This is a genomic window from Paenirhodobacter ferrireducens, from assembly GCF_004022265.1.
Classification (GTDB): Bacteria; Pseudomonadota; Alphaproteobacteria; order Rhodobacterales; family Rhodobacteraceae; genus Rhodobacter; species Rhodobacter ferrireducens.
Map to the genome: position 1 here is coordinate 1 of NZ_SAVB01000005.1, position 22,952 is coordinate 22,952.

Genomic DNA, 22,952 nt, shown 5'->3' on the forward strand with positions numbered 1-22,952 from the left:
GATGGTCAGGTCCTTGACCCCGCTCGCGACCAGCGCGTCGATCAGAAGCTCCGGAATGCCGCACAGGCCGAACCCGCCCGCCGCAATCGTCATCCCGTCGACCAGAAGCCCATCAAGAGCCTCCGACGCCGAGCCGTAGATCTTTCTCATGAAATCCTCCCGTTTCCTGTGCGGAATTTGTGACCAAGGGGAGGGCGGGTGTCAATCGCGGCGATGCTGCGCAGCGGCGCGGGCCCTCCGCCGCGCCGCCGCGACAGGCATCACTCCGGCGCGGCGTCGGCTTTCTTGGCGGTTTTCTTCGGCGCGGCCTTCTTCGCCGGCGCTTTCGCGGCGGCGGTCTTGGCGGTCGTCTTCTTTGCCGCGGGTTTCTTTGCGGGCGCCTTCTTCGGTGCGGCTTCGGCCGTCTTGGCCGCGGCCTTCTTCGGCGCCGCCTTCTTCTTGCCGCCCTTCGCCGCCTTCGCCTCGAGCAGCGGCAGCGCGATCTCCATCGTCACCGCCTCGGGTTCGACATCCTTCGGCAGGGTGGCGTTGACCTTGCCCCATTTGACATAGGGCCCGTAGCGGCCGGGCATCACCTGCACCTCGCCGCCGTCCGGATGCTCGCCGAGCACCTTGAGCGGTTGCGCGGCAGCCCCGCCACGCCCCGGGCCGCGGGCGAGCTTTTGCGCCAGCACCTCGACGGCGCGGTTCATGCCGATGGTGAAGACCTCTTCGGCATCGGGCAGGTTCGCATAGGTCTTGCCCCATTTCACGTAAGGCCCGAAGCGGCCGAGATTGGTCTCGACCGGCTCGCCATCCTCGGGGTGCGGGCCGATCTGGCGCGGCAGAGACAGCAGCATCAGCGCACGTTCGAGGTCGATCGACTCGGGCGACCAGCCCTTCGGCAGGCTGGCGCGCGGCGGTTTCGGCACCTCTTCGCTCGCCTCGCCCTTCTGCACATAGGGGCCGAAGCGGCCGATGCGCAGCGTCACCGGCTGGCCCTCGTCCTCGCCCAGAACCTTGCCGTCGAGCGCCGCCGCCTCGCCGTCGCCCGGGGCCGAGAGCGGCCGGGTGTAGCGGCATTCGGGGTAATTGCCGCAGCCGATGAAGGCGCCGCCCGAGCGTGCGGTCTTCAGGTGCAGCCGGCCCTTGTGGCACACCGGGCATTCGCGCGGATCCGAGCCGTCGGGGCGCGGCGGGTAGAGATGCGGGCCCAGCACCTCGTCGATCTTGTCGAGCACTTCGGAGATCCGCAGCTCCGACGTCTCGCCGATCGCTGCCGAGAAGTCGCGCCAGAAGCGCGCCAGCACGTCCTTGTAGTCGCGATCGCCGGCCGAGATGTCGTCGAGCTGTTCCTCGAGATCGGCGGTGAAATCATATTCGACGTAGCGGCGGAAGTAGTTCGTCAGGAAGGCGGTGACGAGGCGGCCGGTGTCCTCGGGAATGAGCCGGTTCTTGTCCTTGCGCACATAGCCGCGGTCGACGATCGTGGTCAGGATCGAGGCATAGGTCGAGGGCCGGCCGATGCCGAGCTCTTCCATGCGCTTGACCAGCGTCGCCTCGGTGTAGCGCGGCGGGGGCTGGGTGAAGTGCTGCTCGGGGGTGATCTGGCTCTTCTTCGCGGGTTCGCCCTGCATGATCTGCGGCAGGCGGGCGCCGTCCTCGCCCTCGTCGTCGTCGCGGCCCTGATCGTAGATCTTCAGGAAGCCGTCGAAGGTGACGACCTGGCCGGTGGCGCGCAGCTCGACCTGACCATCGGCCGAGCCCACGTCGACGGTGGTGCGTTCCATCACCGCGGCGGCCATCTGGCTGGCAAGGGTGCGCTTCCAGATCAGCTCATAGAGCTTGCGCTGGTCATCGGCGAGCTTGAGCTTCTCGGGGCTGGCCGACATGTCGGTGGGCCGGATGCACTCGTGCGCTTCCTGCGCGTTCTTCGCCTTGTTCTTGTACATGCGCGGGCTCGACGGCACGTAGTTGTCGCCGAAGCGGCGCTTGATCTCGTCGCGTGCGGCCATCACCGCCTCGGGCGCCATGTCGATGCCGTCGGTTCGCATGTAGGTGATGTAGCCTGCCTCATAAAGCCGCTGCGCCGCCGACATGCAGGCCTTGGCGCCCATGCCGAACTTGCGGCTGGCCTCCTGCTGCAGGGTCGAGGTCATGAAGGGCGGGTAGGGGTTGCGGGTGGCGGGCTTCGCCTCGACCGCCTTCACCGTCAGATCGCGCGAGGTGACGGCCTGCACCGCCAGTTCCGCATCGGTCGCGGTGGCGAGGTCGAACTTGTCGAGCTTCTTGCCGCCGAGAACGGTCAGTCGCGCGGTGAAGACCTGGCCGCGGGGCGTGGTCAGCTCGGCGGTGACGGTCCAGTATTCGCGGGCGTGGAACGCCTCGATCTCCATCTCGCGCTCTACGATGAGGCGCAGGCAGACCGATTGCACCCGGCCGGCCGAGCGCGCGCCGGGGAGTTTCCGCCACAGCACCGGCGAGAGGTTGAAGCCCACCAGATAGTCGAGCGCGCGGCGGGCGAGATAGGCCTCGACCAGCGGGCCATCGACCTGGCGGGGGTGCTTCATCGCCTCGGTGATCGCCGATTTGGTGATCGCGTTGAAGGTGACGCGCGACACCTTCTTGCCCTTCAGCTTCTTCTCGAGCGCCTGTTCGAGGTGCCACGAGATCGCCTCTCCCTCGCGATCAGGGTCGGTGGCGAGGATCAGTTCGTCGTCGGAGGCAAGCGCATCGGTGATCGCCTTGATGTGCTTCTTCGAGTCGGAGCCGACTTCCCACTTCATCTCGAAATCATGCTCGGGATCGACCGAGCCATCCTTCGGCGGCAGGTCGCGGACATGGCCGAAGGAGGCCAGAACCGTGTAATCCGAGCCCAGATACTTGTTGATCGTCTTGGCCTTGGCGGGAGATTCGACAACGACGACGGCCATGACTTCCTCTTCAATGCGCAGGTTCAGCACTTGGGCGCGGAACATGTGGGCGTTGGGGGGGGATTGTCAATGACGCACCGACAGCCGGTTTTCCCGCTGGGGCTTTCGAGCCTGTGCCTCCGGAGGCGTCAGCCAAGGCTCAGCAGCCCGCCGGGGTGGCGGATCACCCGCCCCTCGATCTCGAGCAGGACGAGGGTCCGGGCCAGCACCGCGGGGGCAATGCCCAGGCTGCGCAACAGCAGGTCTTCGGGCGTCGGGCTGGGGCCGAGGGCCGCCAGGATGCGGGCCTCGGCCGCGCCGGTCTCCGGCCCCGGGAGCGGGGGCTGAACCGGCGCGGCGACAGGGGGCGGGGCTGGCCCGGAGGCGACGGGCGCGGGGCCGCCAAGCGCCTCGATCACGTCTTCGGCATTGCGCACCAGAACCGCGCCGTCGCGGAGCAGCAGGTTGCAGCCGGCGGCGCGGGCATCCATCGGATGGCCCGGCACCGCCATCACCTCGCGCCCGTAATCAAGGGCGTTGCGCGCCGTCAGCAGGCTGCCCGAGCGCGCGGCGGCCTCGATCACCACCGTCGCGCGGGCCAGCCCGGCGATGATGCGGTTGCGCTGCGGGAAGTGGCGGGCCTGCAGCTGCGTGCCGGGGGGCAGCTCGGCCAGGCGCAGCCCCTCGCGTGCCATGCGGGCAGAAAGTTCTGTGTTTTCCGTCGGATAGATCACGTCGATACCGCCCGCCTGCACGCCGATCGTGCCGGTGGCGAGCGCCGCCTCATGCGCTGCCGCGTCGATGCCGCGTGCAAGGCCCGAGACCACGGTGAAGCCCGCCGCGCCCAGCTCCCGCGCCAGCCGCTGCGCCATGCGCAGGCCGAGCGAGGAGGCATTGCGCGCGCCCACGAGCGCGATCATCGGCCGCGCGGCCAGCGCCGGATCGCCAAGCGCCCAGAGCAGCGGCGGCGCATCGTCGAGATCGGCCAGCGCGGCGGGGTAGCCCGGCGCACCGAAGGCCAGAAGCCGCGCCCCGGCGCGGCGGCCGGCGGCAAGCTCGGCCCGGGCGACGCCTTCGGGGCAGGGCGCATAGCCCTCGGCCCCGGCAATGCGGGCGATGTCGGGCAGCGCGGCCAGCGCCGCCTCGGCGCTGCCGTGTTCGGCCAGCAGGCGATGGAAGGTGGTCGCCCCCACTCGGCGGGAACGCGCGAGGCGGAGACGGTCGAGCGTCTCTGCTTCCGTCAGGGGCGGGGCGTCGGGCGTGGGACCGGAAAACAATCTGCTTCCTCCGATCTCCGTCGCATCGCCGTTTCTGCATTCGGGCGCTGCGTCGGCAAATGGCAGGCGAATCAACCAATGCGAGAATCATTTCAAAAGTGTGCGCGCAAAGGATGTGCGTGTCGCCCGCAAAACGTGCACAGATCGAGGCGATCACGGCCGCGTTACCGAAACGTCATGGCGCCGTCGCCCGGCTGTTACCCGCGCCGGGCATCCGCAGCGCATCACGTAATTGACGGAGCATCCGATGATCCTGCGACTGACGCTCGGCGGCGTTCTTGCCCTGACCACCGCGCTTCCGGCCCTGGCCGAGATGAACTTCAACCGCATCGCCGCCTTCCCGGTGGCCGACAACACGCCTTCCGGCACCGATGCCGCGCGCGAGACCTCGGCCGAGATCATCTCGGTGACCGAGGACGGCATGACGCTGGTCTACACCGACAGCCCGGCGGGCGTGATCGGGCTGATCGACATCACCGATCCGGCGGCGCCGAAAGGGCTGGGCGAGGTTTCGGTGAAGGGCGAGCCGACCTCGGTGACGGTGCTGGGCGGCAAGGCCTTCGTCGCGGTGAATACCTCGGAAAGCTATGCCAACCCGTCGGGGCGTCTCGACGTCGTCGACCTTGCGACCAAGACCGAGGTGGCAAGCTGCGATCTGGGCGGTCAGCCCGATTCCATCGCGAAATCGAAGGACGGCCGGTTCCTCGCCATCGCCATCGAGAACGAGCGTGACGAGGAACTGAATGACGGCGCGCTGCCGCAGATGCCGGCGGGCACTCTGGTCAAGCTGCCGCTGAAGAACGGCCTGCCCGAGTGCGCCGCGCTGCAGACGATCGACGTGACCGGGCTGTCCGAGATCGCCGGCGAGGACCCGGAGCCCGAATTCGTCGACATCAACGGCAAGGGCGAGATCGCGCTGACCCTGCAGGAGAACAACGCGATCGTCATCGTCGGTGCCGACGGCAAGGTGGCCAAGGCCTTCAGCGCGGGCACCGCGACGGTCGAGGGGATCGACACCAAGAAGGACGGCAAGCTCGACTTCACCGGCAAGATCGAGAACATCGCGCGCGAGCCCGACGCGGTGAAATGGATCGACGACGACCATATCGCCATCGCCAACGAAGGCGATTGGAAGGGCGGCACCCGCGGCTGGACGATCTTCGCCAAGGACGGCACGATGGTCTATGACAGCGGCAACAGCTTCGAGCGCGCGGTGGCCGCGATCGGGCATTTCCCCGACAAGCGTGCCGGCAAGAAGGGCGTCGAGCCCGAGTCGGTCGAGACCGGCACCTTCGGCGGTCAGAAGCTGATCTTCATCGGCTCGGAACGCGGCTCGGTCGTCGGTGTCTATGACGGCACCGATCCGGCGGCGCCGAAGCTGCTGCAGCTGCTGCCCTCGGGCATCGGGCCGGAAGGTTATGTCGCGATCCCCGAACGCAACCTGCTGGTCTCGGCGAACGAGACCGATCTGGGCGCCGACGGCGCGGCGCGGGCGCATGTGATGATCTATCAGCGGCAGGAGGCGCCGGCCGCCTATCCGATGCTGACCTCGGCGGGCACCGATCCGCTGATCGGCTGGGGCGCGCTCTCGGGGCTTGCCGCCGATCCCGAGAAGGCGGGCATCCTCTACACGATCTCGGACAGCTTCTACTCGGCCGAACCGCGGATCTTCACCATCGACACCACGCAGAAGCCCGCCAAGATCGTCGCCGCGCTTGATGTCACCCGCGACGGCGCGCCGGCGCAGCTGACCGACCTCGAGGGCATCACGCCCGACGGCAAGGGCGGCTTCTGGCTGTCGACCGAGGGCAACACGGCGAAGATGGTGCCGCACGGGCTGCTGCATGTCGACGCCAAGGGCAAGATCAAGGAGCAGGTCGGCCTGCCGCCGGAGCTTGCCGCGGTCGAGACCCGCTTCGGCTTCGAGGGCATCGCGAAGGACGGCGACACGCTGTGGATGGCGGTGCAGCGCGAGTGGAAGGACGACCCGAAGGGGATGGTCAAGCTCGTGTCCTACAACACCGAGACCAAGGAATGGGGCGCGGTGCATTACCCGCTCGAGCCGAAGGGCGCGGGCTGGATGGGGCTCTCCGAGCTGACCTTCCACGGGGACTGGGCCTATGTGATCGAGCGTGACAACCTGATCGGCGACAAGGCCGTGGTGAAACGGCTCTACCGGGTGAAGCGCGCCGATCTGGTCGCGGCGCCGCTCGGCTCCGAGCTGCCGGTGGTGGCGAAGGAAGAGGTGCGCGACCTGATCCCCGACCTGAAGGCCACGGGCGGCTATGTCGTCGACAAGGTCGAGGGCTTCACCATCGACTCGGCCGGCACCGGCTGGGTGGTGACCGACAACGACGGCGTCGACGACAGCTCGGGCGAGACCCTGTTCTTCCCGGTCGGCACGGTCGAGTGACGCCGGAAAAACGCACGGATGGCCCGGAACCCCTGTGGTTTCCGGGTCATCTTCACATCTGATGGAACCGCAGCGGCCTCACGGGACTTGACCATCCGGTGCGGCGCTGGCCTTTTGAGGAAAGGCTGACGTCGCGTCGGCCAGAAGGTGTTTCAGGAATAGGTGCTGTCGTGCTGTCTCTCTCGCTGCGTCGTCATGCGATTGTCTTTCCGGTGTTGCTCGTTGCGGCCCTTGCGGGCTGTGCACAGCAGCCGATGACCCCGGCCACCGTGTCCTCGAGTTCCGCCGTGCCACCCGAATACCAGTCCCGCCCCGATGGCGACCGGGTGATCCCGGCGGTCAATCCGAACTACCTGACCGACCGCAACCGCCGTCGCTGGGTCGACTATTCCGGGCCGGAAGAGCCGGGCACGATCATCGTCGATCCCTATGCGCGGCTTCTCTATCACGTCGTCTCGCCCGGCCGGGCGATGCGCTTCGGTATCGCCGTGGGCAAGGCGGGCAAGGGCTTTTCCGGCAATGCCGTGATTTCGCGCAAGGTCGAATACCCGTCCTGGACGCCGACGAAGAACATGATCCGCAACGACCCCGACCTCTACGGGCCGCTCGCGGGCGGGCTTCCGGGCGGGCTCGACAACCCGCTCGGCGCGCGGGCGCTCTATCTCTACCGGGGCGGCAAGGACACCTATTACCGCATCCACGGCACGATGGACCCGTCCTCGATCGGCAAGGCCACCTCGGCGGGCTGCATCCGGCTGTTCAATCAGGACATCATCGACATGTTCGACGAGACCGAGCTGGGCACCAGGGTGAAGGTCCGCTCGCGCGCCGAAAGCCTCGAGATGGAGGGGGCAATGACCGAGCTGCACACCGGCTATGTCGTGCCCGCCGCCGACGCCGAGGCGATTGCCGCCGACGAGGCCGCGTATGAGGCCGGGCAGATCCAGGATTACTCGCAGGTCGAGCAGGAACAGCACGAGGCTGCCGTCGCCTCGGCCGAGGAGCGCGAAGCGCAGCTGCACGGCGCGAACTGAGGCGGGTGGCGGCGTCGCGGGCGGCGACTTGGTTTCATCTGTCATCGGGGCCGGCGTGGCCCCGATGGACTTTATGCCCTTGTCGATCTGAGCCTGTGGCTGCCGGTCAAAGGCAGTGCATGGGCATGTGGTCAAGAGTTCGTGTTGCCTCCCTGAACTTCACGGGGCACACTTTCACGCGACGATTGGACGACCATCGAGAGTTTAGACCAGGCAGCAATGTGCGCTACATTTTTGTTTTCGTGCTTCCCGTCGTCGCGGCAACGGTGCTCTTTTACGCATCGTTTGGGATGAGGCAGGAAGCACACCGGGCTTCAGCCGATGTTCTTGTCCTTGTTCTCTCTGAAGAAGCGGATGCGGGGCTGAAACTGCAGAAGATGATAGAGAACGGCGTGCCTCCGGTATTCCAGCGCCTGAGGATTTTGGCGTTTGGCGCCATGATCTGTGCAGCAGGTGTCGCCTCACTTGCGATCCCCATGGAATATTCAATCAAGCGTCAGATTGATATGATGACCGCAATGGTCGCGGGCTTCTGTGTCGCCAAGGAGGTTATCGGCTTTAGTTTTTTCAATTGGCTAGATTTCTGGAAGTCGATGATCCCCTGCTTGGCGCTTGCGGCGTTCGTGGTGTGGCTTCGGCCCGCGATCAGGAATATGCGCAATAATGCGACCTGAGCATTGCGCCGGTAGCATCTCTGCCCAACGTCCGCTCCGTCCGTCTTGCCTTCCCGCGGCGCCTCGGAAAAGCCCGCGCCGCTCAGCGATAGAGGATGACGTAATCCTTGCGCAGCGTCTCGAGCACCCGCCAGATGCCGGAAAAGCCCGGGCGCAGCACGAAGGCATCGCCGGGACCGACCTCGAGCCGGCTGCCGTCGTCGCCCTCGATCACCGCGCGGCCGGTCAGGATGCGGCAATATTCCCATTCCTCGTAGGTCGCGCGCCAGGCCCCCGGCGTCGACTGCCAGATGCCGCAGTAAAGGCCGTTCTCGTCCTCGACGTTCCAGGTGGTGTGGACGGGATCGCCCTCGACCAGTTTCGCGGGATCGGGGCGGGTGACTTCGGGCTCCGCCGCGGCGGGGGTGAGCGCTTCGAGCAGCATCGGTCTTACTCCGTCCAGTGCACCTGGGTCAGGTCGTTCGCGGGCGTCGGCGCGTTCAGCCACAGACCTTCGAGTTTCGCATTCGCGACGCCGGTCTTCGCCAGCTGGAACAGGTAGGCGTTGACGTAATCGCGCGCGATCGTCTCCTCGGCGCGCTGCGTCAGCGTGCGGCGCGTGGCGGGATCCGTGGCGCGGTCGAGCTCGCTCATCAGCGAGACGAAATCGGGGTTGTTGTAGCCGAAGTAGTAATCCGGCCGCGCGTAGATGTTGATGTCGGCGGGCTCGGTGTGGCTGACGATGGTCAGGTCGAAATCATGGCCCTTGAACACCTGCTCGAGCCACTGCGCCCATTCGAGATTGGTGATCTCGGTCTTGATCCCCACGGCGGCGAGCTCCGCCGCGACGATCTCGCCGCCGCGCCGGGCATAGGTCGGCGGCGGCAGGGCAAGGCGCAGCGTCAGCCCTTCGGCTCCGGCCGCGGCCAGCAGGGCCTTCGACTTCCCGGGATCATAGGCGGAAAGCGCCGTCAGATCCTCGTAATCGGGATTGTGCGGGGCGAAATGGGTGCCGATCGGCGTGCCGTAACCGAACATCGCGCCGTCGATGATGTCCTGACGGTTGAGCGCATGGGCGATCGCCTCGCGCACCTGCACGTTGTTCAGCGGCGGGGTGCGGTTGTTCATCGCGAGGATGGTCTCGCCCTCGGTGGTGCCGACCATCACCTTGAAGCGCGGATCGGCCTGAAACTGCACCAGAGTCTCGGGGGCGGGGAAGTTCGGGAAGGCGTCGACATCGCCCGACATCACCGCCGCGAAGGCCGCGGTCGGGTCGGCGATGAAGCGGAAGGTGGCCTTGGCGAGCGCCGGCTTCGCGCCCCAATAGCCCGGATAGGCCGTCAGCGTGACGTGATCGCCCTGCACCCAGTCGGCAAGCGCGAAGGGGCCGGTGCCGACGGGATGCGTGGCCTCGGTCGCGACGCTCTCGGGGGCGACGATCACCGCATCCCCCCAGGCCATCTTTGCCGGGAAGGCGCCGTCCGGGGCGCTCAGCACCACCTTCACCGTCGCCGGGTCGATCACCTCGACCGCGGCGATGCCGGCGAAGAGCGCCTTTTGCGCATTGGCGCTGTCCTCGGCGCGGGCGCGGTCGAGGCTGAACTTCACGTCCTCGGCGTCGAAGCCGGTGCCGTCGTGGAAGGTCGCGCCGGTGACCAGGTGGAAAGTGTAGCTGGTACCGTCCTCCGACACCTCCCAGCTGCGGGCGAGCGCGGGCAGCACCGCGCCATCGGGGCCGAACCGGGTCAGCCCCTCGAAGAGGTTCGCATAGACCACCTCGTCGATCGCCGCGGCGGCGCCTGCGGTCGGGTCGAGGTTCGGCGGTTCCAGCACCATGCCCAGGGTGACGGCATCGGGCGCGGCGATGGCGGCGGTTGCCGAAAGCGCAAGGGCGGCAAGGGCCGCAGTCAGGCGATGGGGCATCGGATCTCCTCGGGCGCGCCGGCAGGGCGCGGTTCGCGCCATGATTGAGGCGAAGCCCGCCGGGGATCAAGGAATTTGCGCCGCTGTGCCCGTCGCAACGCAGCGGCATGGGGAGGGCGGCCGCCGCGCCGCGGCATTCTTTCTTTGCATTGCCGGGCCCGGAGGATTAAGGCTGCGCCCCGAGGAAGAGGAGCCTCGGGACAGGGGGAAGCCATGAGCGCAACCGCAACCACCCGCCGCCTGATGCCGGCGGAGATCACCGCGATGAAGGGGCGCGCGCCCGTCGTCTGCCTGACCGCCTACACCACGCCCGTCGCACGTCTGGCCGATGCGAGCTGCGATGTGCTGCTTGTCGGGGATTCGCTCGGCATGGTGCTGCACGGCCTGCCGTCGACCCTTGGCGTGACGATGGAGATGATGATCCTGCACGGCCAGGCGGTCGCGCGCGGCTCCGAGCGGGCGCTGATCGTCATCGACATGCCCTTTGGCAGCTACGAGGAGGGCCCGGCACAGGCGTTCCGCAACGCCGCGCGGCTGATGGCCGAGACCGGCGCAGGCGCCGTGAAGCTCGAGGGCGGGCAGCACATGGCCGAGACCATCGCCTTCCTGACCGCCCGCGGCATTCCGGTGATGGCGCATATCGGTCTGACCCCGCAATCGGTGAACACGCTTGGTGGCTACAAGGTGCAGGGGCGCGGCCATGACGCGGCCCGGCTGCGCGCCGACGCGCTGTCGGTGGCCGCAGCCGGTGCCTTCGCTGTGGTGCTCGAAAAGGTCCCCGCAGCGCTGGCCGCCCAGGTCTCGCGCGAACTCGCCATTCCCACGATCGGCATCGGCGCCGGCGTCGATTGCGATGGTCAGGTGCTGGTGATCGACGACATGCTCGGCCTGTTCACCGATTTTCGGCCGAAATTCGTCAAGCGCTATGCCGAGCTTGGTGCGCAGGCGGCCGAGGCGATCGCCGCCTATGCCGCCGAGGTCCGCTCCCGCGCCTTCCCGGCCCCTGAACATGCCTTTGCCGACGAGGTGAAAAAATGACCCAGGTGATCCGCTCCTCGGCCGAGCTGCGCGAGAAGGTCGCGGGCTGGAAACGCTCGGGGATGCTGGTCGGCGTGGTGCCGACGATGGGCGCGCTGCATGACGGCCACCTGTCGCTGGTGCGCGAGGCGCGGCGCCAGTCGGACCGGGTGATCGTGACGATCTTCGTCAACCCGATGCAGTTCAACAATGCCGACGATCTGAAGAAATACCCCCGCGACGAGGGCCATGACCTCGCGTTGCTCGATGCCGAGGGGGTCGACGTGCTCTTCGCCCCCGAGGTCACCGAGGTCTATCCCGAGGGCTTCGCCACCAAGGTCTCGGTTTCGGGCGTGTCGGAACCGCTCGAGGGCGCCTTCCGCCCGGGCCATTTCGACGGCGTGGCGACGGTGGTCGCGAAACTCTTCGGCATGACCCAGGCCGGCCGCGCCTTCTTCGGCGAGAAGGACTGGCAGCAGCTGCAGGTGGTGCGCCGGCTGGTCGAGGATCTGAACATCCCGGTGAGGATTATCGGCTGCCCGACGATCCGCGAAGCCGACGGGCTGGCGATGTCGTCGCGCAACGTGCGGCTGAGCGCGGCCGAGCGCGCCGCCGCCCCGGCACTGCACCGCATCCTCGAGGCCGCCGCCGCGACGCTGCATGGTGGTGCTTCCGCGCGCGAGACGCTGCTCGATGCCGAGGCCGAGATCCTGGAGGCTGGGTTCCGCGAGGTCGATTATCTCGACCTGCGCTCGGTCGAGGGGCTGCGCCCGCTCGAGCGCGCCACCGAGCCCGCCCGTCTGCTCGTCGCCGCCTGGATTGGCGACGTGCGGCTGATCGACAATATCGCGGTCTGAGCTCGGCGCCCGGGGGCGCCGCCCCCGGACCCCCGAGGTATTTCGGGCAAGATGAAATGAACACGGCTTTCATCTTGCCCGAAATACCTCGGGGGGAGCGGGGGGCAGCGCCCCCTCGCGATCAGGCGAGCAGTTCTGCCAGCACCAGCGTCAGCACCTTCGCGCTGTCGAGCATGTCCTCGACCCCCACCCATTCGTCGGGCTGATGCGCCAGTTCCAGCTGTCCGGGCCCGTAGGCGATGCAGTGCTTCAGCCGGCCGATGCGGTCGATGTGCTTCTGGTCATAGGTGCCGGGCGAGACGACATAGCCCGCCTCGCGCCCCAGCACCGCCTCGATCGCCGCGGCGGTCGAGCGCACCACCGGCGCGGCGCGCTCGGTCATCGAGGGGATCACCTCGAAGAGCGTGCGGATCTCGTAATCAAACGCGGGCCGGCGCGCCTTCAGCCCGTCGAGAAGGCGGGTGACCTCGGCCTTCACCTCGTCGAGGTCCTCCTCGATCAGGAAGCGGCGGTCGATCACGATCCGGCAGCGGTCGGCGACGCAGGGGGCGGGCAGGGCGGTCGAGCCGGGCTCGGGTTCCGCCTCGCCGCCATGGATCGAGTTGATGTTCAACGTCGAGCGCCGCGCCCCTTCGGGGATCACCGGCATCGCGGTGTGCTTGTGTGCCAGAAGCGGGTAGAGCGTTTCCTCGATCTCGGCCAGCACCGCCCCCATGTGGCGGATCGCACTGTCGCCGAGGAAGGGCATCGAGCCATGCGCAATGCGTCCCTTCGTCTCGATCTCGGCCCACCACACGCCGCGGTGGCCAAGGCAGATCCGGTCCTTGTGCAAGGGTTCGGGAATGATCACGTGATCGACCCGGCCGGGCGAGAAATAGCCCCGTTCGGCAAGCCAGGCGACGCCGCCGAAGCCCCCCGATTCCTCGTCCGCCGTCGCCGAGATCTCGATCGCGCCGACGAAATCGGGGCAGGTGGCGAGGAAGGCCTCGGCGGCGATCACCGCGCTCGCGATTCCGCCCTTCATGTCGCAGGCGCCGCGGCCATAGATCCGGCCGTCGATCAGCTCTGCCCCGAACGGATCGCGGCTCCAGCCATGGCCGACCTCGACCACGTCGTGATGGCCGTTGAAGTGCACGCATTGCCCGGGGCGCTCCCCCTCGCGCCGCGCGACGAGGTTCCAGCGTGGGAAGTCCTCGCAATCACCGGGCGTGCCGGTGGCGCGCAGCAGCTCGACCGCGAAGCCCTGCCGCGCCAGCCGCTCGGCCAGAAGCTCGCAGATCTCGCGGTAATTGCGCCCGGGCGGGTTCAGCGTCGGCACGCGGATCAGCGCCTGCGTCAGCGCAATGAGCGCGTCGCGGCGGCTTTCGACCTCGGCCTTGAGACGGGCGGTTCTGTCCATGCGCAAAGGCTAGCGCTGCCAATTGCCGCGGTAAACCGGAAAGGGTGGCGGGGCAGGGGCGTTTTCGATAGCGTGCCGGCAAGAGGCCGGCGCCGCGATCGCAGGGGCTGGCGGGGCAAGGGTGGGGCGAGATGAACCTCTTCGTGATCTTTCTGGTGGTGATTTCGCTCGTCATGGCGCTGTGGCTTGCGCGCGCGGACTGGGCGAAGATGCTGGCGCTGGTGCCGCTCGGGGCGCTGGTGCCCGGGTTCTACGGCGCGGCAGTCAACTGCGGGATCGGCTTTCTGGCCGATATCCTCGGGGAAGGCGCCTGCACGGGCGGCGCGACGCCGCGCGCGGCCTTCGCGGCGCTGTACGTGATCTCGATCCCGATGGTGCTGGCCGGCGGCGTGGTGTTCAAGCTGATCGGCCTTGGCCTGTCGCGCCGCCGCACGGCCTGAGCCGGGGAGGGGGCAATGATCGGTTTCCTGCGCTGTGCGGTCTTCGGGCTGGGCGCGCTTGCGGTCCTGTTCTGGCTGGTGCGGATCTACGCCCGCTCGCTGCGCCGCGAGGCGCTCGAGAAGCACTGGGCGCGGGAAAGTGCGGCGGGAGTGGACCTCGGCCCGTGCGATGCCTATGTCGAGGCCGGAATGCAGGACTATGAGCACGGGCTGATGCGGCGGCTGGTCTGGCTCGTCTTCATCCTTCCGATCGTGATTTTTGCGGTCGTGGTCTTTGTCATGAACTATCGGTGAGGCGATCATGCGCTATGTGAAATGGGCTTTCTGGACGGTGATCGTGCTCGTGGTCGGTGGGTTTCTGCACTACACGCTGCCCCAGCATGACATCGTGCGCGTCGTCGGCACCTATCAGGAACGACAGGACCTGACCGACTGGACGCGGATCTTCTGGTCGACGCCCGACGATCAGTCCGGCACGCTGACGAACCGCGACGTGCAGTTCATCCAGGCGATCCGGGCGAACGGCAAGCCGATGGTCTATCGCAACGAGGATACCGGCTGGCGCTGGCCGCCCTATTTCAAGTTCGACACCGCGACGCTGCAGACCCAAGCCGACGACCTGCGCTCGACCGCCGAGGCGCCGAAATGGGCGGTCGTCACCCATTACGGCTGGCGCAACCAGTTCCTGTCGATCTTCCCGAATGCGGTCGGCATCCGGCCGGTGGCGGGGCCCGACGTGCGGATCATCCCCTGGGTGAACATCGTGATCCTTGGCGGGCTGCTGGTGCTGATCCTGCTCATTCGCGCGATGTGGCGGCAGTTCCGCGAACGCACCATCGAGCCGCTGATCGACGAGGCCGCCGACAAGTGGGATGAGCTCGGCGACCGGGCCGAGGCGATGGACGGCAAGGCGCGCGGCTTCTGGGCGCGGCTGGTCGGGCGCGGCCGGAAGTAAGTCATTGGTCAGATCGGAAAAGGCCCGGGAGATCCCGGGCCTTTTTCATGCGCCGTAGGGCAGCCAGATCGTCTTGTGCTGCTGAGCCTGGGCCAGCGTCGCGCGGATCGGCGCGGCGGCCCAGTCCTGCGGAACGGGGCACCAGACGGGCTTGAGCGAGGCGGCGGTGTCGGCGCGTAGCCGCGCCGCGGTCTCGGGCGTGCCGCAATACCACAGCGCCGCGACCTCGTCGTGACCGGCGAGCACCGAGGCCAGCGCGTCGCGCGGGCCGGACACGAAGGTCGCCACCCCGGCCGGCAGGCCCGCGCTGGCGAAGACCTGCGCAAGCTCCGTCGCGGCGGCGGGGAAAGCCTCGGCCGGGATCGCGACGACGCGGTTGCCGGCGGCAATCGCGGGCAGCACCAGCGCGGCAAGGCCCAGAAGCGGTTGCGCGGTCTGGCTCGCGATGCCGATCACGCCAAGAGGCTCGGCGCGGAGCAGTGTCTGCATCTGCGCCCCGGTCGCGGCCAGATGGCCCGCGCCCGCATCGGCCAGCGCCGCGGCGCGGACGGCAAGCTCGACCGTCGCCGCGACCTCGGCCGGGTCATGGCCCGCGTCGTGCAGCCGCGCGGCGAGCTCGGTGCGGCGTCGCGACAGGGTCTCTGCGATGGACTGGAGCACCCGTGCCCGGCCGTGGCCCGACATCTTCGCCCAGCCCGCGGCCTTCTGCGCCGCCTCGACGGCGCCGGGGATCGTGCCGGGGCCCGGCGCCGGGGCGGCATCGAGCCCCCCCGTCGCCGCCTCGGGCAGGGCCCTCGGGGGCAGGGGGGCGAGGGCGGCCTCGAAGCCCGTGGCGCCGAAGCCGCTGTCGCGGCGCGCACCCGCGGGCGCGGCGGCGTCGAAAATCGCGGTGCTGTTGATCCAGACCGTGGCCGTGTGCAGCCGCGCGGCGATGTCGGTGGCAAGGGTGATGTTTTCCGACCAGACCGAGGCGGCGGCGCCGAAGCGGCTGGCATTCGCGAGCTCGACCGCCTCGGCGGGCGTGCGGAAGCTCATCAGCGTCGCGACGGGGCCGCGCAGCGGCGTCGCGTTGAGCGGGGTTGCCGGGGCGGTGCCCAGAAGGAGCGTCGGGGCGACGAAGGCGCCGGTCTCGGGCGGGGCGCTTGCGGGGCGGAGTGCCTGCGCGCCCTCGGCCTCGGTCGCCGCGATTAGGGCGGCGAGGCGGGTGGCCTCGGCCTCGGAGACCAGCGCGCCGATGTCGCTGCCCCTGGCGAGCGGGTCGCCCACCTGCAGCTTCGCGAGGCGGGCCGTGAGGCGGGCGGTGAAGGGCTCGGCCACCGCTTCCGCGACCAGCAGCCGCGCCCCGGCCGAAGGGAGCTGGCCGCCCGCCAGCCAGCCTGCCACCACGCCCTCGACCGCGGCGTCGAGATCGGCGTCGGGGAAGACGAGGACGGGGCTGCTGCCGTCGAGTCTGAGGCTCAGCGCCGGGCCGTGCGGGGCGCTGGCGCGGCGTGCGGCGCGGCCGGCCTCGGTCGTGCCGGCGAAGATCAGCCGGTCGAGATCGGCGCCCGCAAGGGCAAGGGCCGTGTCGGCATCGCCGGTGACGGTGTTCACCACGCCCGCGGGCAGGCCGGCCTCGGTGAAGATCTCGGCCAGCGCGAGGGCGGTCAGCGGTGCCTCGGGCGCGGGCACGACGACGACAGTGCCGCCCGCGGCGAGCACCGGGGCGATCGCGGTTGCAAGCCCCGTCAGCGGTAGCGCGGGGGCCAGAACGACGCCGGTCACCGCATGGGGGGCGCGGCCGGGATGATCCATGCCACGCAGCGCCGCGCGGCCGGCGGCGTGCTGCAACGCCCGCACCGCCTGCGCGAGGTCGGGATCGCGGCTTTCGCGGATCGGCGTGCCGGTGTCGAGCGTGGCAAGACCGGCCAGGAACGAGGCGCGTTTCTGCAGCTGGCGCGCGAGGGCATGAAGCGCCTCGGCGCGGGCCTGATCGGGCAGCGCCGCCCAGCCGGCTTGCGCCGCGCGGGCGGCGGCGAGCGCCGCGGCGATGTCCTCGGCACTGCCCCGCGCCACCTCGGCGAGCACCGCGCCGGTGGCCGGGTTCTGCACCGTGCGCACGGCGCTCGAGGCGGTGAAGGCGCCGGCGATGAAATGGCCGAAGCGGCCGTGCGTGGCAAGCCAGGCGCGGACCTCGGCCGGGGTCTCGGTGCCGGGGCCATAGTCCATCGTCTCGAGGATCTCTTTCACGGTGACCATCTTTCCCTCAGGCAAGCGCGTGGCGGGAGGAGGACGCAAAGCGTCCGGTGACATGCTGTTCGAGCTGGCGCTCGATATCGCCCAGAAGCGAGGAGGCGCCGATGCGGAAGAGGGCGGGGGTGAGCCAGTCGCGCCCCATCTCCTCGCGCATCAGGATCTGCCAGGCGAGGGCGTCCTTGGCCGTGCGCAGCCCCCCCGCCGGCTTGAAGCCGATGCGGGCGCCGGTGCGCGCGCCATAGTCGCGCAGCGCCCGCACCATGGTGAGCGAGACCGGCAGGGTGGCGTTCACCGCCTCTTTCCCGGTCGAGGTCTTGATGAAATCGGCGCCCGCCTGCATCGCCACCATCGCGGCGCGATAGACATTGGCGAGCGAGCCAAGTTCGCCCGTCGCCAGGATCGCCTTCATGTGGGCGGCGCCCGAGGCCTCGCGCATCGCGGCGATCTCGTCGTAAAGCGCGGACCAGTCGGCGCGCAGCACATGGGCACGGGTGATGACGATGTCGATCTCGGCGGCGCCTTCCTCGACGGCATAGCGGATCTCGGCCAGACGCAGCGGCAGCGGCATCAGCCCGGCGGGAAAGCCGGTCGCGACCGAGGCCACGGGGATGCCCGAGCCCGCGAGCGCGCGCACCGCGGCGCCGACCATCGTCGGATAGACGCAGACCGCGCCGGTCGTCAGCGCCTCGAGCCCCAGCCCCTCGAGGATGTGATCGGCGAGCGGGCGGCGGGCCTTGGCGCAGAGCCGCGCGACGCGCGCCTCGGTGTCGTCGCCCGCCAGCGTCGTCAGGTCGATGCAGCGGATGGCATTGACGAGCCAGGCCGCCTGCCACTCGCGCGTGAGACCGCGGCGCGCGGTCAGATCGGCGACGCGGGCCTCGGCGGCGGGGGTGTTGACGGCGACGTGCTCGAACCAGGACGGATCGAGCGGGGCGCCTGGATTGCGCGGATGGGTCTGGGTCATCGGCTCCGCCGGGGTTGAGGGCGTTCGGGGGCGAGGCTAGCGAAGCGCGGGGCCGGCCGCAACGGGGGGCGTCGGACATGCGAAGGGCCCCGCGCGGTGGCGGGGCCCCGAAACCTTGCGGTTGCGCTCAGGCGTTCGCGGCGCGGATCTGCTCGGCCGCATCCTTGTTGTAGGCGACGCCCTTGTCGTCGAAGAGCTTGTCGAGCTCGCCCGACAGCGTCATCTCGGTGACGATGTCGCATCCGCCGACGAATTCGCCCTTGACGTAGAGCTGCGGAATCGTCGGCCAGTCGGAGAAGTCCTTGATGCCCTGGCGGATATCGGCATCGGCAAGGACGTTGACGTCCTTGTAGGTGACGCCGAGATAGTTCAGCACCCCGGCGACGCGGCTGGAAAACCCGCATTGCGGCATTTCCTTGGTGCCCTTCATGTAGAGCACCACGTCATTGCCTTCGATGTCAGCCTTGATCTGGTCGATTGCGGTCATCTGATTATTCCTTGGTTCGGGGTTCGCGCAGCCCTTTGAGGCCGAAACGGAAGAGGAGGGGGAGGGCGACAAGCAAGATCCAGACTAGATAGCTCAGCTCGGAAATTGCGCGTAGCCCCTCTGCGACGGTCATTCGGCCTTGGTGGTGAGGGCGAGAGCGTGGAGCGGCGCGTTCGGCCCGTCCATCGCCCCTTTCAGCGCGGCGAAGACGGCACGTTGCTGCTGCACGCGGTTCATGCCCTTGAACGAGGCGTCGATGACCTCGGCCGCCCAGTGATTGCCGTCACCGGCCAGGTCGGTGATGGTGATCTTCGCGTCGGGGAACCCGTCGCGGATCAGGGCTTCGATGTCCTTGGCTTCCATCGGCATGTGGCACTCCTCGTCCTTTGCCCCAATCTAGGCCGGCCCGGGAGGGGGGGCAAGGGGCCGCCCGCGGGTGCGTTGGGCGGGGGCCTCCGGCGGGCGGATTTGAACAAGGAAAAGCGGCATGAAAAAAGGGCCGGAAGGCCGGCCCTTTCCTGATCATGTTCCGGGCGTCCGTCTCAGTCGCCGATCGCGGCGGCGAAGGCGCTGCGGTAGAGCGCCGAGAGCTCGGCGAGCGGGGCGCTGTCGGTGCCAAGGGTCACTGCGGTGCCGCCGAAGCGGCCGACACGGGCGAGCGGCACGCCCGCGGCCTTGGCGGCCGCTTCCAGCGCGGCGGCGCCGGTCGCGTCACAGGCGACGAGATAGCGCGCCTGATCCTCGCCGAAGAGCTGGGCGATCTCGCCCACGTCCAGCGTCACGCCAAGGCCCGCGCCTTCGGCCATCTCGAAGGCGGCAAGCGCCAGCCCGCCATCGGCGAGGTCGGTCGCGGCCTTGAGAGCGGCACGGTTCGTGCGCAGGAATTCGCCGTTGCGGCGCTCGGCCGCCAGATCGACAGGCGGCGCGTCGCCGGTCTCGAGCCCGAAGGCCTCGAGCGCCAGCGCCGACTGGCCAAGGTGCCCCGCGGTCTCGCCGATCACCAGCGCGATGTCGCCCTCGGCAGGCAGGCCGGCAATCATCTCGTCGAGCGATTTCAGCAGGCCCACGGCGCCGATCGTCGGCGTCGGCAGGATGCCCGAGCCGTCGGTCTCGTTGTAGAGCGAGACGTTGCCCGACACGATCGGGAAGTCGAGTGCGCGGCAGGCCTCGCCGATGCCTTTGATCGCGCCGACGAACTGGCCCATGATCTCGGGCTTCTCGGGGTTGCCGAAGTTCAGGTTGTCGGTGGTGGCGAGCGGCAGGGCGCCGGCGGCGGTGAGGTTGCGATAGGCTTCGGCCACCGCCTGCTTGCCGCCCTCGAACGGGTTCGCCTTGACGTAGCGCGGAGTCACGTCCGAGGTGAAGGCGATCGCCTTGTCGGTGCCATGCACGCGCACGACGCCGGCGCCAAGGCCCGGACGGCGCACGGTGTCGCCCATCACCTGGGTGTCATACTGCTCGAAGACCCAGTCCTTCGCGGCATAGTTCGGCGAGCCGATCAGCGCCTTCAGCGCGGCGATCGGCGCAATCGCCGGCAGCGGCGCCATCGCGGCGGGGGCGGGGGGCTCGATCCACGGGCGGTCGTATTCGGGCGCCGAGGAGGACAGTTTCGACAGCGGCAGGTCGGCCTTCACGTCGTTGCCGTGCAGGATCAGGAAGCGGTCCTCGGCGATGGTCTCGCCGACCACGGCGAAGTCGAGGTCCCATTTCGCGAAGATCGCGCGGGCCTCGTCCTGCTTCTCGGGATGCAGCACCATCAGCATGCGTTCCTGAGATTCCGACAGCATCATCTCGTAGGCGGTCATCGCGGTCTCGCGCTGCGGCACGGCGTCGAGCACCAGCTTGATGCCGAGCCCGCCCTTGTCGCCCATCTCGACCGCCGAGCAGGTCAGACCCGCCGCGCCCATGTCCTGGATCGAGATCACCGCGTCGGTCTGCATCAGCTCCATGCAGGCCTCCATCAGGCATTTCTCGGTGAAGGGGTCGCCGACCTGGACGGTGGGGCGCTTCTCCTCGATCGTGTCGTCGAATTCGGCCGAGGCCATGGTGGCGCCGCCGACGCCGTCCCGGCCGGTCTTGGCACCGACATAGACGACGGGCATGCCCACGCCCGAGGCGGCGCAATAGAAGATGCGGTCGGTGTCGGCGAGGCCCGCGGCGAAGGCGTTGACCAGGCAGTTGCCGTTGTAGGAGGGGTGGAAGCGCACTTCGCCGCCCACGTTCGGCACGCCGAAGCAGTTGCCGTAATGGCCGATGCCCTCGACCACGCCCTTCACCAGCTGCGCGGTCTTCGGATGCGCGGGCACGCCGAAGGACAGGCTGTCCATCGCCGCGATCGGGCGTGCGCCCATGGTGAAGACGTCACGCAGGATGCCGCCGACGCCGGTCGCCGCGCCCTGATGCGGCTCGATGTAGGACGGGTGGTTGTGGCTCTCCATCTTGAAGATCACCGCCTGACCGTCGCCGATGTCGACGACGCCCGCGTTCTCGCCCGGGCCGCAGATCACCTGCGGGCCCTCGGTGGGCAGGGTGCGCAGCCATTTCTTCGAGGATTTGTAGGAGCAGTGCTCGTTCCACATCGCCGAGAAGATGCCGAGCTCGGTGAAGGAGGGCTCGCGGCCGATGATCTCGAGGATGCGCTGATATTCGTCGGGCTTCAGGCCATGGGCGGCGACGATTTCGGGGGTGATCTGCGGCTCGGTCATCAATGTCCTCCGGGATGCGGGGCGGGCGGCTTTGCGCATCCCATAAGCCATGTGGCCTTGCGGGGAAAGGGGCTGCGCATGCGAAAAGGGCCGGCGCGGCGGCGCGGATCGGAGCCGCGCCCCGAGCTGGCTTGGCCGGTTTGGAGGCGTCCTGTGGAGCGGCCCCGGTTTTCGCCGCGGCGTCCGCCGGCCTTCCGGCCCTGCGCATCCGGGCGCTGGCGTCCGGCCCGCCGCGGCGGCGGATGCAAAACGGGGGGGATTCGCCGGGCGCGGGAGCATAGGGCCAAAAAAAAGGCCGAGACAAAGTCTCGGCCGTAGTCCAACAGGGAGGTAGAAGGTGATGAGAGTTTCCTCGTATCATCCCCTTCTGCGCCTGATTTATGTGCAGAGTTGAAACGGTTCAAGGAGAATTACGCTGCACCTGCAACATGCCCGCCATGCGTTGCGGTAATGCCTCAGTGCAACCTCCGGTTGAGGTCTCGTGTTGCATGTCTTTCACGGTGTGAACAGGCCCGGTCAGGGGCTCAGTCGAGGGAGGGCTCGCCGGTCTGCTGGCGGCGGTAGGCGATGATCTCTTCCTGCACGAAGTCGCGGAAGGCGGTGACGCGGCGCGACTGGCGCAGTTCCTCGGGGTAGGCGAGGAAGACCGGGACCTCGACCGACTCGATCTCGGGCAGGACGCGCTCGATCTCGGGGAAGTCGACGGTCAGGTAATCGGGCAGGATGCCGATGCCGATGTGGTTCAGCACGCCCTGCAGCACGCCGAAATAGCTGTTCACCGTCAGCATCGAATGCACGTCCTGCGCCATCACCATATGGGCAAGCTGTGCGCCGGCATGCACCTGCGGCGTCGCCGGGTTCTGGCAGATCAGCCGGTGGCGCTCGAGATCGGCGAGGCTTTCGGGCCGGCCCACGGCGTCGAGATAGGTGGGCGTCGCGTAAAGCCGCATCCGCAGCGTCAGCAGCCGCTTGCGTACCAGATCGGCCTGCGAGGGCTCCTTCATCCGGATCGCCACGTCGGCCTCGCGCATCGGCAGGTCGAGCACACGCTCCTCGAGCAGCAGATCGATCTTCAGTTCGGGATAGCGTTCATAGAGCTTCGACAGCCGCGGCGTCAGCCACAGCGTGCCGAAGCCGACGGTGGTCGTCACCTTCAGCTCGCCGAAGACCTCTTCCTCGCTGTCGCGGATGCGCGCGGCGGCGGAATCGAGCTTCTTCGCCATGGTCGAGGTCGCCTCGAACAGCAACTCGCCCTGTTCGGTCAGAATCAGGCCGCGGGCGTGGCGGTGGAAGAGGGTGGTGCCAAGCGCATCCTCGAGCGCGCGGATCTGCCGCGACACGGCCGATTGCGACAGATGCAGCGCGTCGCCGGCATGGGTCAGCGAGCCGGCATCGGCCACCGCGTGGAAGATTCGCAATTTGTCCCAGTCCATGCCACTCATAATCGGTCTTTCGGCCTCTTGTTGCAGTCTTCCTGCATATAGGGATCGCACCCCGTTGCCAAACCCGTTCACGCTGAAAAACGCCGGTCCGGCGCACCGATTTCCGGCTTTTGGCGCGAAGATGCCGCATCCCGGCGGAAGCCCGCCCAAGGGGGAGGCAGGGTGGGGCCGGCACCGGGCTTGCAGGATGGCGGGGGCAAGATGCGATTTCGGCTTTCCCTCCGGTCGGTCGCGGGACTAGAAGAGGCAACCCCCGCCCG

Annotated in this window: 20 protein-coding genes; 8 read left to right on the forward strand and 12 right to left on the reverse strand. The window is 68.5% G+C overall.

The window, feature by feature from the left end; all coding sequences use genetic code 11:
* The 3 genes from EOW65_RS04820 to dprA all read right to left on the reverse strand — a co-directional run.
* Positions 1-150: CoA-transferase (locus EOW65_RS04820; RefSeq protein ID WP_276319591.1), on the reverse strand; the 150-nt coding region annotated here is incomplete at its 3' end.
* A 110-nt stretch (positions 151-260) separates the two neighbouring features.
* Positions 261-2,912, reverse strand: a complete 2,652-nt coding sequence (gene topA / locus EOW65_RS04825) for a type I DNA topoisomerase (protein ID WP_128148022.1) — start codon at positions 2,910-2,912, stop codon at positions 261-263.
* A 128-nt stretch (positions 2,913-3,040) separates the two neighbouring features.
* A complete protein-coding gene (gene dprA, locus EOW65_RS04830) occupies positions 3,041-4,168 on the reverse strand; it encodes a DNA-processing protein DprA (RefSeq protein ID WP_128147864.1) in 1,128 nt (375 codons plus the stop codon).
* Positions 4,169-4,415: 247 nt separating this feature from the next.
* Between dprA and EOW65_RS04835 the strand changes: the two genes are divergently transcribed.
* The 3 genes from EOW65_RS04835 to EOW65_RS04845 all read left to right on the forward strand — a co-directional run bounded on the left by EOW65_RS04835 (position 4,416) and on the right by EOW65_RS04845 (position 8,289).
* Positions 4,416-6,581: an esterase-like activity of phytase family protein gene (locus EOW65_RS04835; protein WP_128147865.1), complete on the forward strand. Its 2,166-nt coding sequence runs from the start codon at positions 4,416-4,418 to the stop codon at positions 6,579-6,581.
* Between the two features lie 254 nt (positions 6,582-6,835).
* Positions 6,836-7,615, forward strand: a complete 780-nt coding sequence (locus EOW65_RS04840; RefSeq protein ID WP_128148023.1) for a L,D-transpeptidase — start codon at positions 6,836-6,838, stop codon at positions 7,613-7,615.
* Between the two features lie 221 nt (positions 7,616-7,836).
* Entirely contained in the window at positions 7,837-8,289 is a 453-nt protein-coding gene (locus tag EOW65_RS04845) for a hypothetical protein (protein WP_128147866.1), read from the forward strand.
* 82 nt (positions 8,290-8,371) lie between these two features.
* On the opposite strand, the gene EOW65_RS04850 is transcribed toward EOW65_RS04845, so the two are convergent.
* Positions 8,372-8,713 (reverse strand): cupin domain-containing protein, encoded by a 342-nt coding sequence (locus EOW65_RS04850; RefSeq protein ID WP_128147867.1) that lies wholly within the window; start codon positions 8,711-8,713, stop codon positions 8,372-8,374.
* 5 nt (positions 8,714-8,718) lie between these two features.
* Positions 8,719-10,191 (reverse strand): ABC transporter substrate-binding protein, encoded by a 1,473-nt coding sequence (locus EOW65_RS04855; protein WP_128147868.1) that lies wholly within the window; start codon positions 10,189-10,191, stop codon positions 8,719-8,721.
* Positions 10,192-10,404: 213 nt separating this feature from the next.
* On the opposite strand from EOW65_RS04855, the gene panB reads away from it, so the two are divergent.
* Positions 10,405-11,229 (forward strand): 3-methyl-2-oxobutanoate hydroxymethyltransferase, encoded by an 825-nt coding sequence (panB, locus tag EOW65_RS04860; RefSeq protein WP_128147869.1) that lies wholly within the window; start codon positions 10,405-10,407, stop codon positions 11,227-11,229.
* Entirely contained in the window at positions 11,226-12,065 is an 840-nt protein-coding gene (gene panC, locus EOW65_RS04865; protein WP_128147870.1) for a pantoate--beta-alanine ligase, read from the forward strand. The genes panB and panC overlap by 4 nt, the downstream gene beginning before the upstream one ends.
* A 121-nt stretch (positions 12,066-12,186) precedes the next feature.
* Here the strand turns inward: panC and EOW65_RS04870 are convergent, their stop codons facing one another.
* Positions 12,187-13,464 carry an acetylornithine deacetylase/succinyl-diaminopimelate desuccinylase family protein gene (locus tag EOW65_RS04870; protein ID WP_128147871.1) on the reverse strand — a complete coding sequence of 426 codons (1,278 nt, stop codon included), beginning with the start codon at positions 13,462-13,464 and terminating at the stop codon, positions 12,187-12,189.
* A gap of 131 nt (positions 13,465-13,595) precedes the next feature.
* On the opposite strand from EOW65_RS04870, the gene EOW65_RS04875 reads away from it, so the two are divergent.
* Genes EOW65_RS04875 through EOW65_RS04885 form a run of 3 tightly spaced genes read left to right on the forward strand, consistent with a single transcriptional unit; the run spans position 13,596 to position 14,859 of the window.
* Positions 13,596-13,904 (forward strand): hypothetical protein, encoded by a 309-nt coding sequence (locus tag EOW65_RS04875; protein ID WP_128147872.1) that lies wholly within the window; start codon positions 13,596-13,598, stop codon positions 13,902-13,904.
* 15 nt (positions 13,905-13,919) lie between these two features.
* Positions 13,920-14,198: a hypothetical protein gene (locus tag EOW65_RS04880; protein ID WP_128147873.1), complete on the forward strand. Its 279-nt coding sequence runs from the start codon at positions 13,920-13,922 to the stop codon at positions 14,196-14,198.
* 7 nt (positions 14,199-14,205) lie between these two features.
* The gene (locus tag EOW65_RS04885; RefSeq protein ID WP_121530128.1) at positions 14,206-14,859 is read left to right on the forward strand and encodes a DUF1523 family protein; all 654 of its coding nucleotides are present in this window, start codon (positions 14,206-14,208) and stop codon (positions 14,857-14,859) included.
* A gap of 45 nt (positions 14,860-14,904) precedes the next feature.
* Here the strand turns inward: EOW65_RS04885 and EOW65_RS04890 are convergent, their stop codons facing one another.
* From EOW65_RS04890 to EOW65_RS04915, 6 genes are all read right to left on the reverse strand, one after another.
* The gene (locus tag EOW65_RS04890) at positions 14,905-17,097 is read right to left on the reverse strand and encodes an aldehyde dehydrogenase family protein (protein WP_128147874.1); all 2,193 of its coding nucleotides are present in this window, start codon (positions 17,095-17,097) and stop codon (positions 14,905-14,907) included.
* Positions 17,098-17,104: 7 nt separating this feature from the next.
* A complete protein-coding gene (deoC, locus tag EOW65_RS04895) occupies positions 17,105-18,058 on the reverse strand; it encodes a deoxyribose-phosphate aldolase (RefSeq protein WP_128147875.1) in 954 nt (317 codons plus the stop codon).
* 127 nt (positions 18,059-18,185) lie between these two features.
* A complete protein-coding gene (grxD, locus tag EOW65_RS04900; RefSeq protein ID WP_128147876.1) occupies positions 18,186-18,545 on the reverse strand; it encodes a Grx4 family monothiol glutaredoxin in 360 nt (119 codons plus the stop codon).
* 129 nt (positions 18,546-18,674) lie between these two features.
* Positions 18,675-18,914 (reverse strand): BolA/IbaG family iron-sulfur metabolism protein, encoded by a 240-nt coding sequence (locus EOW65_RS04905; protein WP_121530132.1) that lies wholly within the window; start codon positions 18,912-18,914, stop codon positions 18,675-18,677.
* Between the two features lie 173 nt (positions 18,915-19,087).
* Positions 19,088-21,250, reverse strand: coding sequence for a phosphoribosylformylglycinamidine synthase subunit PurL (gene purL / locus EOW65_RS04910; protein WP_128147877.1), 2,163 nt, complete (start codon positions 21,248-21,250; stop codon positions 19,088-19,090).
* A gap of 524 nt (positions 21,251-21,774) precedes the next feature.
* Positions 21,775-22,683 carry a LysR family transcriptional regulator gene (locus EOW65_RS04915; protein ID WP_128147878.1) on the reverse strand — a complete coding sequence of 303 codons (909 nt, stop codon included), beginning with the start codon at positions 22,681-22,683 and terminating at the stop codon, positions 21,775-21,777.
* Positions 22,684-22,952: the final 269 nt, after the last annotated feature.

What these genes read in the sequence shown, in the direction of transcription:
- topA (WP_128148022.1), bottom strand. Translation starts at nt 2,912, where the DNA reads ATGGCCGTCGTCGTTGTCGAATCTCCCGCCAAGGCCAAGACGATCAAC.
- EOW65_RS04835 (WP_128147865.1), top strand. Translation starts at nt 4,416, where the DNA reads ATGATCCTGCGACTGACGCTCGGCGGCGTTCTTGCCCTGACCACCGCG.
- EOW65_RS04840 (WP_128148023.1), top strand. Translation starts at nt 6,836, where the DNA reads ATGACCCCGGCCACCGTGTCCTCGAGTTCCGCCGTGCCACCCGAATAC.
- EOW65_RS04850 (WP_128147867.1), bottom strand. Translation starts at nt 8,713, where the DNA reads ATGCTGCTCGAAGCGCTCACCCCCGCCGCGGCGGAGCCCGAAGTCACC.
- EOW65_RS04855 (WP_128147868.1), bottom strand. Translation starts at nt 10,191, where the DNA reads ATGCCCCATCGCCTGACTGCGGCCCTTGCCGCCCTTGCGCTTTCGGCA.
- panB (WP_128147869.1), top strand. Translation starts at nt 10,405, where the DNA reads ATGAGCGCAACCGCAACCACCCGCCGCCTGATGCCGGCGGAGATCACC.
- panC (WP_128147870.1), top strand. Translation starts at nt 11,226, where the DNA reads ATGACCCAGGTGATCCGCTCCTCGGCCGAGCTGCGCGAGAAGGTCGCG.
- EOW65_RS04870 (WP_128147871.1), bottom strand. Translation starts at nt 13,464, where the DNA reads ATGGACAGAACCGCCCGTCTCAAGGCCGAGGTCGAAAGCCGCCGCGAC.
- EOW65_RS04875 (WP_128147872.1), top strand. Translation starts at nt 13,596, where the DNA reads ATGAACCTCTTCGTGATCTTTCTGGTGGTGATTTCGCTCGTCATGGCG.
- EOW65_RS04880 (WP_128147873.1), top strand. Translation starts at nt 13,920, where the DNA reads ATGATCGGTTTCCTGCGCTGTGCGGTCTTCGGGCTGGGCGCGCTTGCG.
- EOW65_RS04885 (WP_121530128.1), top strand. Translation starts at nt 14,206, where the DNA reads ATGCGCTATGTGAAATGGGCTTTCTGGACGGTGATCGTGCTCGTGGTC.
- EOW65_RS04890 (WP_128147874.1), bottom strand. Translation starts at nt 17,097, where the DNA reads ATGGTCACCGTGAAAGAGATCCTCGAGACGATGGACTATGGCCCCGGC.
- deoC (WP_128147875.1), bottom strand. Translation starts at nt 18,058, where the DNA reads ATGACCCAGACCCATCCGCGCAATCCAGGCGCCCCGCTCGATCCGTCC.
- grxD (WP_128147876.1), bottom strand. Translation starts at nt 18,545, where the DNA reads ATGACCGCAATCGACCAGATCAAGGCTGACATCGAAGGCAATGACGTG.
- EOW65_RS04905 (WP_121530132.1), bottom strand. Translation starts at nt 18,914, where the DNA reads ATGCCGATGGAAGCCAAGGACATCGAAGCCCTGATCCGCGACGGGTTC.
- purL (WP_128147877.1), bottom strand. Translation starts at nt 21,250, where the DNA reads ATGACCGAGCCGCAGATCACCCCCGAAATCGTCGCCGCCCATGGCCTG.
- EOW65_RS04915 (WP_128147878.1), bottom strand. Translation starts at nt 22,683, where the DNA reads ATGGACTGGGACAAATTGCGAATCTTCCACGCGGTGGCCGATGCCGGC.